Below are 12,943 nucleotides of genomic sequence, written 5' to 3'. Positions count from 1 at the left end.
TTCGGTCGCTTCACGTCCTTGGCAACCATGTTGCAAACTCCTTTCTCTTCGATGACCGTCAGCGTTACGCCGCCTTCTTGAGCGTGCCGGCCTGTTCGGCCACGCCGAGAAGATCGCTTTCCTTCATGATCAAGAGCTCCTCGCCGTCGATCTTGACCTCAGTGCCCGACCACTTCCCGAACAGCACACGGTCGCCAACCTTGACGTCGAGCGGCACGAGCTGGCCCTGCTCGTTGCGCCCGCCCGGCCCGGCGGCGATGATCTCGCCCTGCAGCGGCTTCTCCTTGGCGGTATCGGGAATGATGATGCCGCCGGCGGTCTTCTCCTCGGCATCGATGCGGCGCACGAGCACACGGTCGTGCAACGGGCGGAAATGCATGCACATCCTCCTTGAGTAGGTTCAGCGGTGTCCAAAATCCGGGTCCGGAACCGGCCCCCGGGCGGCAAACGACCTAGGAATGGGTCGATTTCTGTTCAAGAGGGGTCTTGAAAATTTTGTCCCGCGGCGCCGACTAAGACGGTTTCCCACCCCGCAGCGCTCTCAGGGCGTTCAATATCACGGCCACGTCGATCAATTCCTGGATGAGCGCTCCCTGTACGGGAGTGAGATGACCCAACGCCGCCGCGACCATTCCGATCACAGAGAGCCCCATTCCGGCAAAGACCCCTTCGAGGGCGATGAAGCGGGAACGCCGGGCGATCTCCATGGCGGGCACGATACGATCCAGATGATCGACGAGGATGACAACGTCGGCGGCCTCGGCGGATGCGGCCGTACCTCTCGCGCCCATTGCCACTCCGACATCGGCGGCCGCCAGTGCCGGCGCATCGTTGACCCCGTCGCCGACCATCATGACGGAGCCGTTTTTCCGCTCGGATAGGACGACCAGGACTTTCTGGTCCGGCGTCAGCCCTGAGCGCACGGCATCGATTCCCAGTCCTGCGGCAACGGCGTCTGCCACTTCCCGGCGGTCCCCCGTAGCGAGAACGATGCGTTGAACGCCCAGCGTCCTCAGCCGATCAAGCAGAGCCTGCGTTCCCGAACGCAATTCGTCGGCCAGCCTTATCTCGCCTGCCAGACGGCCGCCGACGGCAACCGCGACAACGACAGCGCCGGGCGATCTCGTCGGCTGGTGTAGGTGTTCAGCTCGCTTCGGCAATTTCGACATCACGAACCGGATGCCTCCGACCGCCACGGATCGCCCTTCGACGACGCCCGTGACGCCCTCTCCTGGCGTTTCGACGACGTCGGATGGGATTGCCAGTCTGAGCCGTCGGCTCTGCGCCTCGCCGACGATGGTCTGAGCGATGATATGCTTGGACGCCTGATCGAGCGAAGCCGCGAAGCGCAACACGTCGGCGGGATCGGCGCCGGACGACACGTCGATTGCGACGACCTTTGCCCTGCCATCCGTGAGGGTGCCGGTCTTGTCGAGGACCAGAGAATCGATGCGCGCGAGCGCTTCGATCGCCTTGCCTCCCTTGATCAGAATTCCATTGCGCGCGGCTCGGGAGAGGCCGGAAACGATGGCGACCGGCACTCCGAGAATAAGCGGGCACGGCGTCGCAATGACGAGAACGGCGACGGCACGGACCGGATCGCCCGTGAAGAACCACGCAACGGCGGCGATCAGCACGGTGATCGCGAGAAAGACGATCGCGAATCGATCGGCCAGTCGCGACATCGGCGCCTTGGAACGCTGCGCCCCGTCGATCAGGCGAACGATGCCGGCATAAGTGCTTTCGGCAGCGCGCTGCGAAACGACGAGATCGAATGCCTCGCCGGCATTCGTGGATCCGCTCATGACCTCGTCGCCCCCGTGACGCTGGACCGGAATCGGCTCTCCCGTGAGCGCCGATTGGTCCAACACCGCAAGTGCGCTTGCCACCACTCCGTCGGTCGGGATCACGTCGCCCTGCCGCACCAAGAGACGGTCGCCAGGTACGATGAGGTCCAGCGCGACTTCTTCCAGGCCGTCCGCGCGATGTCGAACGGCGGTCCGGGGTACGCGCGCCAGCAGCGCCGTCATCTCGCGACGTGCGTGCCGTTCCGCGAACGCTTCGAGGAACTGTCCGCCGGCGTACATCAGGGCGACCACGGCTGCGGCCAACTCTTCTCCGACGACGATCGCGGCGACCATCGACAGCCCCGCGACGATATCGAGGCCGACTTCACCGCGCCGCAGGCTCGCGGCAATGTCGTAACCGAGCGCGATTAGAACGGGAATCGCGAAGGCCGCCCAGGTGCGGTCCTGCCACGCCGCGTGTCCGAGCAGCGGCATAGCGAAGCCGAGGGCAAGACCGATAGCCGTCAGCAGGACCAGAATGCTTCGCAGAATGAAACCGGCGGGCATTTCCAAGCTCACAAGCAGCCAAACCAGTTTGCACGCGTGAAGCCGCATGCCGCGACAGCCACGCCGGTGACGGTCCACAGGCTTCATCTGCACGACCCGGCGCCAGGACGGGTTGATTCACGTCAAACTCTCCCAAGGCGAAGCGGCAACCTGGGGCAGTTCGACGCCCACGTCAGAGGCAATGCGACCGCCCGGACAAGCAACGACGGATTCATCCGCCGCCAATCCCGGGTCGACCGGCGGCAACGCGGCCGGACTGGCTCGGTAACTTGACACGCTCTTTCGACACGTGCGTCCTCACAACTAAACCTCCGAACGAGCGGACACGGCGCTCCGGCAGGGCCAAAGCTCGGACGATGGGCAATAGGGCTTGACGGACTGCAAGATGAACGGCGGCCGTAAGACCGGCGGCCCCCTGCGACGACGATACAATCGAGCACGGGCGCTCCCTAGATCGCGAGGTAAGCGCGACACTCCGTTAAGGGTCCATAACTTCGCGGGAACCTCACTGCAGCGCCCACGTTGGCGCCGCATGAGGAACGACCTGACCTACAAGACGCCACCTCCTGAAGGAATGAGCCCTGTTCTCGAGCGTAATATTCAGGCGCTCGTCGAGCGCCGCCGTCGCGAGCAGGCCGAGGCAACCACTCAACAGAAGTTGGCGGACGTCATCACGGCCTTTGCGGGCAGCATGACCTTCGTCTACCTCCATCTCGTGGCCTTCGGCTTCTGGATCGTCGCAAATCTGCAATGGATTCCGGGGCTGACCGCGTGGGATCCGACTTTCGTCGTGCTTGGCATGATTGCGTCCGTCGAAGCCATTTTTCTTTCGACGTTCGTGCTGATCTCACAGAACCGAATGGCCACCGAGGCCGACAAGAGGGCGGATCTCGATCTGCAGATCAGTCTCCTGACCGAGCACGAGCTTACCAAGGTGGCCGACGTGCTCAATCAGGTCTCGCGTCGCCTGCAAATAGACTCCAGCTCTCAGGCAGATCTCAACGAAGCGTCCCGCAGTATCGCTCCCGAGCGCGTGCTGGACAAGATCGAAGAAACGAACCGGCGGTGAAGCGGACAGGCGGCCTGCTCCAGGCGTCCGCGACACCTCCACATGGTCGGGACGTCCACCAACGCCCGTTTGACGACCAGCCTCAGGCCTTCAGCGGAGATCTCGCCCTTGGCGCTTTGGAGAAGCCTCGATGCCACATGGAAATGCCACATGGACCTGCGCACCGGTTTCGTGACGAGAAACGGCAGCGCAGACCTCGCCAAGGATATTCCGGAGCAGCGCGGTCGTTTCGGCTGCAAGCATCACACTCCCCCGTCCGCAGAGAGATCATGCACCCAAACGACGGGAGGCGAATTCGCACATGTTAAACTTCACTGAAAAAATAGACAGGCGGCAGCCAAACGGATCGGAAATCTCTCGAGACCGGTTCACCTGCAATGAGAGAGCGGGAACGCCGCCGAACCTTATCACGTGTTAATGCGAGTTTCGTTTGTGTCCGCCAAATAACTTGAGTGAAACGTGTAATGGACGCGTGATGCAAGCAGGGTTCGCTTTCTCCAAGCTCGCAGATCGATTGACGAGCCTGACCCATCTGACAACCGGCGATCTTGACCTGCTGGCGGAGATGCCGAGTGCCATCGCTCATGTTGGAGCGCATCAGGTACTGCTGCGTCACCACGGCGAGACAGACCGATGCTGTCTCGTGCTTCAAGGCTATCTCTCCTGGCACATAGCTAACGGCCAGGACGAACAAATTACCGCGATCTATGTTCCTGGCGATATTCCCGATCTGCATACCCTCTATCAACCGCACGCCAAAGGCAACCTTATCGCGCTCGGGTCTGCCGTCGTTGCCCTGGTGCCACATAGCTTCTTTCGGGAGCTGTCCGCGAGATCTCACGCAATGTCCCGCGCGCTGCTCCTCATGTTGCTCGCTGATCTCGCAATCCAGCGCGACTGGACCTTGAACCTCGGCAGCCGCGACGCTCTCAGCCGGGTTGCCCATCTCATCTGCGAGATCACCGAGCGTCTCCAGGCCGTTGGACTTGCGCGAGACCTCAGTCTTGCATCTCCCTTCACGCAATCCGACCTCGCCGCAGCGTGCGGCATATCTCCAGTGCATGCAAATCGCACCATTCAGGAACTGCGGCGCCGCAACTTGCTGCGATGGCACGGCAAAACCATAACGATCGTGGACTGGTCAGGTCTCGTTCGTCTCGCTGACTTCGATCCAGCCTATCTTCAGATCCGCGCTAACGACCACAGAGTGCGACCGCCGCAGGGCCACACGGTCTCGACAGGCGTGGCGGTCGCGTGAGAGATCACCCAGCTCGCCGCTTCAACTCGGCGCGGACGAGCAGGCCCTGCCGTACCTCTTCGATGACTTCGTCCCAATTGCCTTGTGTCCTCTGGCGGAAAAGGCGCAAGGTCGGATACCAAAACGTGCGAGAGCCGGAGGTCGGCCAACGCCAATCGCAGTCGGCATGCAGCAGCACCCATGCTTCGCAGCCCAACGCTCCCGCAAGGTGCGCCACCATGGTGTCAACGCTGATCACGAGGTCGACCTGTCGGATCAGATGACCGAGGGCCACAATGTCCGGCGTGCTGATATCTCCCGCGACCGTCTCGGGGAGCCGCCCAGTCTCTCCGCCTCGCTGGAGCGAATACAGAGTTCTGCCGTCACCGGCAAGGCGCCGTAACAGCGCCGGCGGAACGGCACGCCGCTTGTCCCAGGCACCGACCTCCCAGACCAGACCTACGGCCAGATCCTGGCAATGCTGAAGCTGTCCTGCGGCTGCCTCGCGCGGAGGCAGCACCAGATATGGCGCGCGCATCTCGACCGTTTCACGTCGCGCCCTGATCGCGTGCGGAACCTCCATGATCTCGATATCGGCATCGAACTCGGTGCCAGGGGTGCCGTCATGAAGCGGAATGGCCAGACTGACGCCTTCGATCCGCTCGACCAAGGGCAACAGCTCGGGCTGGCACCAGACCGTCACGCTGCGCGCGATCATCCCAAGTGCAGGCATGAAGCGGAGGAACTGGATGGTGTCGCCGAGGCCGTGATAACAGCGGACCAGCACGCGTTTGTTCGCAAGCTCCTCGCCGCGCCATATCCTTTGCAGATGACGCGGACCGGTGTGCTTGGGGACAAGGGCAAGCGCTGCCAGGTCGTGATCGGTCATGGTCCAGGCGCGAGCAAAATCCCCCGCACGCATCGCCTCCGTCCAGCCGCTCATGCTGCTCACGTCGGGACCATCTCTCCTAAGCTCTGACGAATTTATGGAAACGGCTGAGCTCGCCATCCTTGGTCCGATCCTGGTGAAGGAACGCGAGGCCGGCTTCGTCGAACTTCTCGAAGAACTCGTCCCAACTGATCCGGTCAAGGCCTTGCTCCGGAGGATCGAAGTCGATCCGCAGGATGCCGGCATGTCCGTTCTCCTCCGTCGCCTTCACGGTAGCCGGCTCACCACCGCGTTCCTCCACCCATTTTCGAATGACGTCATGGTTCGAGGTCTGCTGGGCTTCGCTGCTGTGCGTCTTTGAATGGCTTGCGCTCATCTGACACCTTCCTCGTTGGCGCTGGAACTCGACACGAAGACGAGTTCGTCCGCTTTCGCTGAACGTCGGCCGTCAGAATTTGTTCTTGTCACAATCGCCCGGCGCCGGACGGCATCATCACCTTCATCTTCTTCTTGCATCTTCTTCTTGCATCTTCTTCTTGTTCTTCAACCATGAACAAGATCGTTCCGTGAAAGTGTCGCAGATTCTAATCCAGGTTAAGCCTATCGCTTTTTGTCAGGCCTTGACACGATCATCACGCTGCACGGCCTGATCGACACAGGAACGAACATACCTTCCGCACGTTCGCCGATCTACTTACGTTGGCCGCGTTGCTTTTCCGGAGGGCATCAGTTCATGCATTCACGTCTTCAAGACAGGCGACGCGTTCGCGTCGGCATCGTCGGCGTCGGCAATTGTGCGAGCTCCCTGGTCCAGGGGCTCACCTACTACCGGAATGCAACGTCGAACGAGCCGGTGCCCGGATTGATGAACGCCGATGTCGGCGGCTACCACATCAGCGACATTCAGATCGCGTCCGCATTCGATGTGAACGCCAATAAGGTCGGACGCGACGTCGCCGAGGCGATCTGGGCGAGGCCGAACAACACCCAGCACTTCTCCGACGTTTCAGCAACAGGTGTGATTGTGCAGCGCGGTCCGGTCATGGACGGCGTGGGCCGCTATCTGCAGGACGACATTCCAATTTCCGACGCGCCGGAGGCGGACGTGGCCGAGGTGCTGGCGACCTCGCGCACCGACGTACTGGTGTCCTATCTTCCGGTCGGCTCGCAACAGGCAAGCGAATGGTATGCCGCCCGCGCGATCGAGGCCGGTTGCGGCTATGTCAACTGCATCCCGGTGTTCATCGCCTCCAATCCGGATTGGCGAGCACGATTTGAACAAGCCGGTTTGCCGATCATCGGCGACGATATCAAGAGTCAGGTCGGCGCCACCATCCTTCACCGCGTGCTCGCCAACCTGTTCCGCGAGCGCGGGGTCCGCCTCGATCGGACCTATCAGCTCAACGTCGGTGGCAACACCGATTTCAAGAACATGCTCGAGCGCGAACGCCTGACGTCCAAGAAGATATCAAAGACCCAGGCCGTCACCAGCCAGTTCGACGTCCCCATGGATGCCGACAATGTCCATGTCGGACCGAGCGATCACGTCCCATGGCTCACCGACCGCAAGCTCGCCTACATCCGGCTGGAGGGCACGACCTTTGGCGGAGTGCCCCTGAGCGCCGAGGTGAAGCTCGAGGTCTGGGATTCTCCGAACTCGGCGGGTGTCGTCATCGACGCGGTGCGTTGCGCCAAGCTCGCGATGGACCGTGGCATCGCCGGCGCACTCACCGGGCCTTCGAGCTATTTCATGAAGTCGCCTCCACAACAATTCACCGACGAGGAAGCCGGCCGCCGCACCCGGGCCTTCATCGAGGACAAGGCCTACGCGTGATGGCGAGGATCATTCATCTCGTGCGTCATGGTCACCACGCCCTGCTCGGCCGCACGTTGTGCGGCCGGATGAAAGGCGTCGCGCTTGACGAGCCTGGCTGTGGGGAGATCATACGTTGCGCCGAAGCGATCAATCCGCGCCCGAACCTGGTGCAATCCAGCCCGCAGCGGCGCTGCCTGCAGTCGGCCTGCATCCTGGCCGCGCATTACGGCCTCGCGGTCGAGATTGCGCCTGCTCTCGATGAACTGGATTACGGCGATTGGACCGGGAAATCGTTTGACGACCTTGACCGGGATCCGCGCTGGTCGGTCTGGAACACCCGGCGCGGCACGAGCCAGCCGCCCGGCGGCGAGAGCATGCGAGCTCTCCAGCGACGAATGGTCGATCACCTCGAGCAGCTGCGGGGTGACCCCGGCAGCGACACCGTCGTGGTCGTCAGTCATGCAGAGCCGATCCGTGCCGCGCTCCTGCATTATCGGGGGACTGAGCTCGACGACTTTCTCTCCGTCGAGATCGAGCCGGCCAGCATCAGCACGCTCACTGTCGATCGAGACAAACTCAACATCACCGGAATCAATCAGCGGGTAAGAGCGTGAAGATCGTCATATTCGGCCTGACCGTCTCCTCCTCCTGGGGCAATGGTCACGCCACCCTGTGGCGGGGTCTCTGCAAGCACCTGGTGCGGTTGGGGCACACCATCGTGTTCTTCGAGCGCGATGTCCCGTACTATGCCGGCGCTCGGGATTTCCACGAACTGCCGGGCGGTCGTTTGAACTTGTTTTCGGATTGGGAGTCCGTCCGCCCGATTGCGAAGCAGGATCTGCGCGACGCCGACGTCGCGATCGTCACGTCCTATTGTCCTGATGCAATCGAGGCAACCGACTTGATCCTCGGGGAAGGACGCGCCATTCCGGTGTTCTACGACCTCGACACCCCCGTGACGGTGTCGAGGATCGTGGCGGGAGAGGCAGTGCCGTACATCGGTCCGCGCGGTCTCGCGGATTTCGATCTGGTTCTGAGCTTCACAGGCGGGCCGCGCATCCAGCATGAATTCCGCTCCAGGCTCGGCGCGCGTCACATCGAGCCGCTCTATGGTCACGTCGATACCGACATTCATCGGCCGGTCTCCCCGCAGCCGCATTACCGTGCAGATCTGTCCTATCTGGGCACCTACTCCGATGATCGCCAGCGGACGCTGGAAACGCTGTTCGTTGCGCCCGCGCGTAACAGGCACGATCTGCGCTTTCTGATCGGCGGCGCCCAATATCCAGACGACTTTCCATGGTCCCCAAACATCTATTTCGTCCGGCACCTGCCGCCGTCCGAACATGCTGCGTTCTTCGCTTCGTCCCGTATGACGCTCAATGTGACGCGCCGGGCAATGGCGGAGATGGGGTGGTGCCCCTCCGGCCGCCTGTTCGAAGCCGCAGCCTGCGGGGTTCCTCTGCTGAGCGACAGTTGGGTAGGCATCGATACGTTCTTCGCCCCCGGCGACGAGATCCTGCTTGCAAAGGACGAAGACGATACGCTCGCCGCCTTGGCGATGTCCGATGCCGAGCTGCAACGCATCGCGCGACGAGGACGCGAGCGGACCATGGACCAGCACACATCGGACAAGCGAGCCAATGAACTTGTTGCGCTGCTCGAGCGCACAGCATCCGGTCGCACGCGCCAGCGGCAAACCGAGGAGGCCTAGATCATGTGGGGAGTTGTTCCGGCTGCCGGTCGCGGCAGCCGCATTCAGCCGCTCGCCTTTTCGAAAGAGCTGCTTCCCGTCGGCAGCCGCGGCGATGACGGCACGTCACGTCCTTGCGCAGTCTCCGAGTATCTCCTCGAGCGCCTGATCCTCGGCGGGGCCGACAAGATCTGCTTCGTCATCTCGCCCGGCAAGTCCGACATTCTCGAATATTTCGGCGACCATTATGGCAGCGCCGAGCTCGCCTATGTGGTGCAACCCGAGCCCCTAGGCCTGTGCGATGCCGTATTCAGGGCGAGTACGGTCGTCGGAAGAGACGAGGACGTGATCGTGGGGCTTCCCGACACGGTCTGGTTTCCCGCCACCGCCTTGCGCGCACTGCCCGGCGCCGATCTCTCGTTCCTGCTATTTCCCGTAGAACATCCGGAGTTCTTCGATGCCGTGGTGCTCGATGGCGATCGAGTGACCGAAATCCAGGTTAAGCAGCGCAACGCGTCCTCAAAATGGATCTGGGGCGCCTTCCGGATGTCCGCGGGGGGCTTTCGCGAGTTGCAAGCGTTGTGGAACGAACGCGGCCGCTGCGACGAATATTTCGGGACGCTGGTCAATGCTTACCTCGTCGCGGGCGGACGCGGCACCGGCGTCAAGGCCGGCGAGTCCTATGTCGATGTCGGCACGATCGACGGCTATCGCACGGCCATGGCGCTGCTGGCCGAGACCCGCACTGGGAATGGTCGTTCGCGCCTTTGGGCCGGCGCCTCGCCGGAGGTGACAACAGTAGCCCCCAAGACGAACGACGGAGTGATCGCATGACCCGATCGGCCCTTTCCCGTGACGAAATCCGCCGCCGTGTCGATGCGCTTGGGCCGTGGTTTCACAATCTCGACCTCGACGGTGTTCCGACCGCGCCAGCCCATTTCCTCGGCGACTACCCGAACGTGAAGTGGCGGCGTTTCTCGGGAATCATCCCGGACCGGCTCGAAGGCAAGACTGTGTTGGACATCGGCTGCAACGCCGGCTTCTACGCAATGGAAATGAAGCGGCGTGGAGCCGAGCGCGTGCTCGGTCTCGATACCGACGAAGAATACCTGGCGCAGGCTCGCTTCGCTGCCGAAGTAAACGGGCTCAGGATCGAATTCCGCAAGATGTCCGCCTATGACGTGGGGCAGCTCCGCGAAAAGTTCGACCTGGTGATCTTCATGGGCGTGCTCTATCATCTGCGACATCCCCTGCTCGCCCTCGACCTCATCCACGAACATGTCGCCGGCGATCTCCTGCTGTTCCAGTCGATGCTTCGGGGCGACAGCCAAATCGAGTCGATCGAAGACAATTACGACTTCTGGACCACCGATCAATTCGACGCTCCGGGCTATCCCAAGCTTCACTTCGTCGAGCACAGATATGCCGACGATCCCACCAACTGGTGGGTCCCCAATCGTGCGTGCGTGGAAGCCATGCTTCGCAGCTCCGGCTTTGCCATCACCGCGCATCCCGAAGACGAGGTCTATCTCTGCAAGCGCACTGAGCGGCCGCAGGCCGATGGCCCTGTCTATCCGTCGCGGAAGGTGGGCTGATGATCGAAGCTGCCAAGATCTGGAACGAGCCGAATAACAAATCACATTGGGACCTCCTGATCGACCCGGACTGGGCCATGTTTGCCGATACCGCCATCGCCGCCGGCAAGGCCATCCGCTCGGCGCATCCGAGCCTGCCGCGCGTGCTTGGCGGCATATCGCCGATCGATCCGTCCTTCATCCGCAACATGCAGGCACACGGCGTTCTCGATCACGTCGATGCGGTGGCGGTGCACGGTTTTCCGCTCGACTGGAACTTGTGGAAGATCGGGGAATGGCCGAGCAAGCTCGACGAAATCAAAGCGACGACGTCGCTGCCGGTCTGGGTCACCGAAGTCGGCGTGTCATCGTTCGGTGCGGAAGAGGTCCAGGCCTGGGGCCTGTCGCGCACCGCGGAGCTCCTGATCGGCCGCGCGCCGCGGATCCACTGGTATAGCCTTTACGACCTGCCTGCTGCCTGGGAGGCCACGACCCGGCACAAGGAAGCCGAAGGATCCTCCTACTACCGGCATTTCCACATGGGCCTGCTGCGGGAAGATGGTACGCCAAAGCTCGCCTTGGACAAGTTCGGCCGATACGCGCGCGAGCTCGGCCTCTGCCAGTGGTTTCACTTCGAGGATCATCGCCTGCACGAGGCTGTCACATGGATGCGCCGCCTCGGCGTGATCCATCTGCGGACGGGACTCTCCTGGGCCGACAGTTTCCGTCCCAACGCCCTTGATTGGTTCGACCGTCAGATGGACGCTCTTGCCGAATTCCAGGTTACCGTGACGTTCTGCTTCACGCCGGAACATCGCGGGCTCGCGCCTCATCATACCAGCCCGCCAAAGGACGCGAACGAGTTCGCCGATTTTTGCGCCCAGATGGTCGAACGCTATTGCACGAGGACAGGGCTGGCACCCCCGCCTTCGCCGCAACCGGTCACGACGGAGTCGACATGCGTGCCCTGATCCTGGTGATGGATTCCGTCGGCATCGGCGCAGCGCCCGACGCTGCGCGTTATGGTGACGAGGGCGCGGATACGGTGGGCCACATCGCTGAAGCCTGCCTTGCCGGCGCAGCCGACAATGCGAGCCGGGAGGGGCCCCTCCGCGTACCCAATTTGGTTGCGCTCGGCCTCGGCGAGGCTTGCCTGCTCGCCACCGGGCGCACGCCGGCGGGCCTCGAGGCTCGGACCAGGACCGCGCAATCCGGATGCGCGAGCGAGATATCGAAAGGCAAGGACACCCCTTCAGGGCATTGGGAAATCGCCGGCGTGCCTGTCCCGTTCGATTGGGGATATTTTCCGAGAACCATACCTTGCTTTCCCCGCGATCTGGTGCTGCGCCTGTGCGCGGAGGCAGGTCTGCCCGGGATTCTCGGAAACTGCCATGCTTCGGGGACGCAGATCATCGCCGAGCTTGGCGAACGCCACATGCTGGGCGGCGAGCCAATCTGCTACACTTCCGCCGACAGTGTGTTTCAGATCGCAGCCGATGAGGACAGTTTCGGGCTGGAACGCCTCTACGACGTCTGCCTGGTTGCGCGCAGGCTGGTCGATCCCCTGAATATCGGGCGCGTCATTGCGCGGCCATTCGTCGGCACTCCCGATACGGGATTCAGGCGGACCGCGCACCGTCGCGATTTCTCCGTCCCGCCCCCGGAACGCACGATTCTGGACATCGCCGAGAGCGATGGCCGCGACATCGTCTCGATCGGCAAGATCGACGACATCTTCGCGCACCGTGGAACCGGGCGGAATTTGCGAGGCGACGGCAATGACGCGCTCTTCGATGCCACCCTTGATGGACTGGACGGCCTGGCGGAGGGCGGCCTGTTGTTTGCCAACTTCGTTGATTTCGATACGACCTACGGTCACCGCAGGGACGTCGCCGGATATGCCGCGGCCCTCGAAGCGTTCGACGCAAGATTGCCGCAACTACTCGATCGGCTGCGAAGCGATGATCTCCTGATCATCACCGCGGATCACGGCTGCGATCCCACCTGGGGCGGCACTGATCACACGCGCGAACAGGTGCCCATTCTCGTGGCGAATGCTGATCGCTCTTATCGCATCGGTCGGCGAACTGGATTTGCAGATATTGGAGCAACTGTCGCGAGACATCTTGAGCTGCCGGCCCCGCTCCACGGCGCCAGTTTTTGAACGCTCTCGACGATTCACTCAGATTATTGATCCAGGTTAGAGAAATTTTCGTTTGTACATTTTGCAGGAACCAACATTCCTTGCACCGCTTCTAACTTCGAACGTGACCGGCGCGCGGGTCGTCCGACCGAAAGCAGAGCGCGCTTC

General features: G+C 62.3%; 13 protein-coding genes. 9 read left to right on the top strand and 4 right to left on the bottom strand.

Features of this window, described 5'->3' with window-relative positions; genetic code table 11:
* Nucleotides 1-64: 64 nt before the first annotated feature.
* Together ACYCVF_RS10835 and ACYCVF_RS10830 are read right to left on the bottom strand one after the other, a co-directional pair.
* On the bottom strand, nucleotides 65-379 hold the full coding sequence (locus tag ACYCVF_RS10835; RefSeq protein ID WP_459602416.1) for a co-chaperone GroES: 315 nt from the start codon (nucleotides 377-379) through the stop codon (nucleotides 65-67).
* Nucleotides 380-512: 133 nt separating this feature from the next.
* Nucleotides 513-2,354: a heavy metal translocating P-type ATPase gene (locus tag ACYCVF_RS10830; RefSeq protein WP_459602414.1), complete on the bottom strand. Its 1,842-nt coding sequence runs from the start codon at nucleotides 2,352-2,354 to the stop codon at nucleotides 513-515.
* A gap of 532 nt (nucleotides 2,355-2,886) precedes the next feature.
* Between ACYCVF_RS10830 and ACYCVF_RS10825 the strand changes: the two genes are divergently transcribed.
* On the top strand, nucleotides 2,887-3,423 hold the full coding sequence (locus ACYCVF_RS10825) for a DUF1003 domain-containing protein (RefSeq protein WP_459602412.1): 537 nt from the start codon (nucleotides 2,887-2,889) through the stop codon (nucleotides 3,421-3,423).
* 475 nt (nucleotides 3,424-3,898) lie between these two features.
* Entirely contained in the window at nucleotides 3,899-4,681 is a 783-nt protein-coding gene (locus tag ACYCVF_RS10820) for a Crp/Fnr family transcriptional regulator (RefSeq protein ID WP_459602410.1), read from the top strand.
* A 4-nt stretch (nucleotides 4,682-4,685) separates the two neighbouring features.
* Here ACYCVF_RS10820 and ACYCVF_RS10815 read toward each other — a convergent pair whose 3' ends face one another.
* Together ACYCVF_RS10815 and ACYCVF_RS10810 are read right to left on the bottom strand one after the other, a co-directional pair.
* Nucleotides 4,686-5,603, bottom strand: coding sequence for a glycosyltransferase family 9 protein (locus tag ACYCVF_RS10815; protein WP_459602749.1), 918 nt, complete (start codon nucleotides 5,601-5,603; stop codon nucleotides 4,686-4,688).
* A gap of 25 nt (nucleotides 5,604-5,628) precedes the next feature.
* Entirely contained in the window at nucleotides 5,629-5,925 is a 297-nt protein-coding gene (locus ACYCVF_RS10810) for a hypothetical protein (RefSeq protein WP_459602408.1), read from the bottom strand.
* Between the two features lie 357 nt (nucleotides 5,926-6,282).
* Here ACYCVF_RS10810 and ACYCVF_RS10805 point away from each other — a divergent pair, with 357 nt between their 5' ends.
* The 7 genes from ACYCVF_RS10805 to ACYCVF_RS10775 are packed head-to-tail and all read left to right on the top strand — an operon-like array spanning nucleotide 6,283 to nucleotide 12,796.
* Nucleotides 6,283-7,383 carry an inositol-3-phosphate synthase gene (locus tag ACYCVF_RS10805; RefSeq protein WP_459602406.1) on the top strand — a complete coding sequence of 367 codons (1,101 nt, stop codon included), beginning with the start codon at nucleotides 6,283-6,285 and terminating at the stop codon, nucleotides 7,381-7,383.
* Complete coding sequence (locus ACYCVF_RS10800; RefSeq protein ID WP_459602404.1) at nucleotides 7,383-7,979, top strand: histidine phosphatase family protein; 597 nt, start codon at nucleotides 7,383-7,385, stop codon at nucleotides 7,977-7,979. The genes ACYCVF_RS10805 and ACYCVF_RS10800 overlap by 1 nt, the downstream gene beginning before the upstream one ends.
* Nucleotides 7,976-9,079 (top strand): CgeB family protein, encoded by a 1,104-nt coding sequence (locus tag ACYCVF_RS10795; RefSeq protein ID WP_459602402.1) that lies wholly within the window; start codon nucleotides 7,976-7,978, stop codon nucleotides 9,077-9,079. The genes ACYCVF_RS10800 and ACYCVF_RS10795 overlap by 4 nt, the downstream gene beginning before the upstream one ends.
* Before the next feature lie 3 nt (nucleotides 9,080-9,082).
* Nucleotides 9,083-9,892, top strand: coding sequence for a nucleotidyltransferase family protein (locus tag ACYCVF_RS10790; RefSeq protein ID WP_459602400.1), 810 nt, complete (start codon nucleotides 9,083-9,085; stop codon nucleotides 9,890-9,892).
* On the top strand, nucleotides 9,889-10,653 hold the full coding sequence (locus ACYCVF_RS10785) for a TIGR04290 family methyltransferase (protein ID WP_459602398.1): 765 nt from the start codon (nucleotides 9,889-9,891) through the stop codon (nucleotides 10,651-10,653). Before ACYCVF_RS10790 ends, ACYCVF_RS10785 begins: the two co-directional genes overlap by 4 nt.
* On the top strand, nucleotides 10,653-11,603 hold the full coding sequence (locus tag ACYCVF_RS10780; protein WP_459602396.1) for a glycoside hydrolase 5 family protein: 951 nt from the start codon (nucleotides 10,653-10,655) through the stop codon (nucleotides 11,601-11,603). Before ACYCVF_RS10785 ends, ACYCVF_RS10780 begins: the two co-directional genes overlap by 1 nt.
* A complete protein-coding gene (locus ACYCVF_RS10775; RefSeq protein WP_459602394.1) occupies nucleotides 11,591-12,796 on the top strand; it encodes a phosphopentomutase in 1,206 nt (401 codons plus the stop codon). The genes ACYCVF_RS10780 and ACYCVF_RS10775 overlap by 13 nt, the downstream gene beginning before the upstream one ends.
* Nucleotides 12,797-12,943: the final 147 nt, after the last annotated feature.

The sequence above is a fragment of the Bradyrhizobium cedriense genome, from assembly GCF_054602315.1.
The sequence above is the reverse complement of the archived record's forward strand: the minus strand, read 5'-3'. Positions and strand labels throughout refer to the sequence as shown.

Excerpts from the sequence above, each read along its gene's own strand:
- ACYCVF_RS10835 (WP_459602416.1), bottom strand. The coding sequence starts at position 379 with ATGCATTTCCGCCCGTTGCACGACCGTGTGCTCGTGCGCCGCATCGAT.
- ACYCVF_RS10830 (WP_459602414.1), bottom strand. The coding sequence starts at position 2,354 with ATGCCCGCCGGTTTCATTCTGCGAAGCATTCTGGTCCTGCTGACGGCT.
- ACYCVF_RS10825 (WP_459602412.1), top strand. The coding sequence starts at position 2,887 with ATGAGGAACGACCTGACCTACAAGACGCCACCTCCTGAAGGAATGAGC.
- ACYCVF_RS10820 (WP_459602410.1), top strand. The coding sequence starts at position 3,899 with ATGCAAGCAGGGTTCGCTTTCTCCAAGCTCGCAGATCGATTGACGAGC.
- ACYCVF_RS10815 (WP_459602749.1), bottom strand. The coding sequence starts at position 5,603 with ATGAGCGGCTGGACGGAGGCGATGCGTGCGGGGGATTTTGCTCGCGCC.
- ACYCVF_RS10810 (WP_459602408.1), bottom strand. The coding sequence starts at position 5,925 with ATGAGCGCAAGCCATTCAAAGACGCACAGCAGCGAAGCCCAGCAGACC.
- ACYCVF_RS10805 (WP_459602406.1), top strand. The coding sequence starts at position 6,283 with ATGCATTCACGTCTTCAAGACAGGCGACGCGTTCGCGTCGGCATCGTC.
- ACYCVF_RS10800 (WP_459602404.1), top strand. The coding sequence starts at position 7,383 with ATGGCGAGGATCATTCATCTCGTGCGTCATGGTCACCACGCCCTGCTC.
- ACYCVF_RS10790 (WP_459602400.1), top strand. The coding sequence starts at position 9,083 with ATGTGGGGAGTTGTTCCGGCTGCCGGTCGCGGCAGCCGCATTCAGCCG.
- ACYCVF_RS10785 (WP_459602398.1), top strand. The coding sequence starts at position 9,889 with ATGACCCGATCGGCCCTTTCCCGTGACGAAATCCGCCGCCGTGTCGAT.
- ACYCVF_RS10780 (WP_459602396.1), top strand. The coding sequence starts at position 10,653 with ATGATCGAAGCTGCCAAGATCTGGAACGAGCCGAATAACAAATCACAT.
- ACYCVF_RS10775 (WP_459602394.1), top strand. The coding sequence starts at position 11,591 with ATGCGTGCCCTGATCCTGGTGATGGATTCCGTCGGCATCGGCGCAGCG.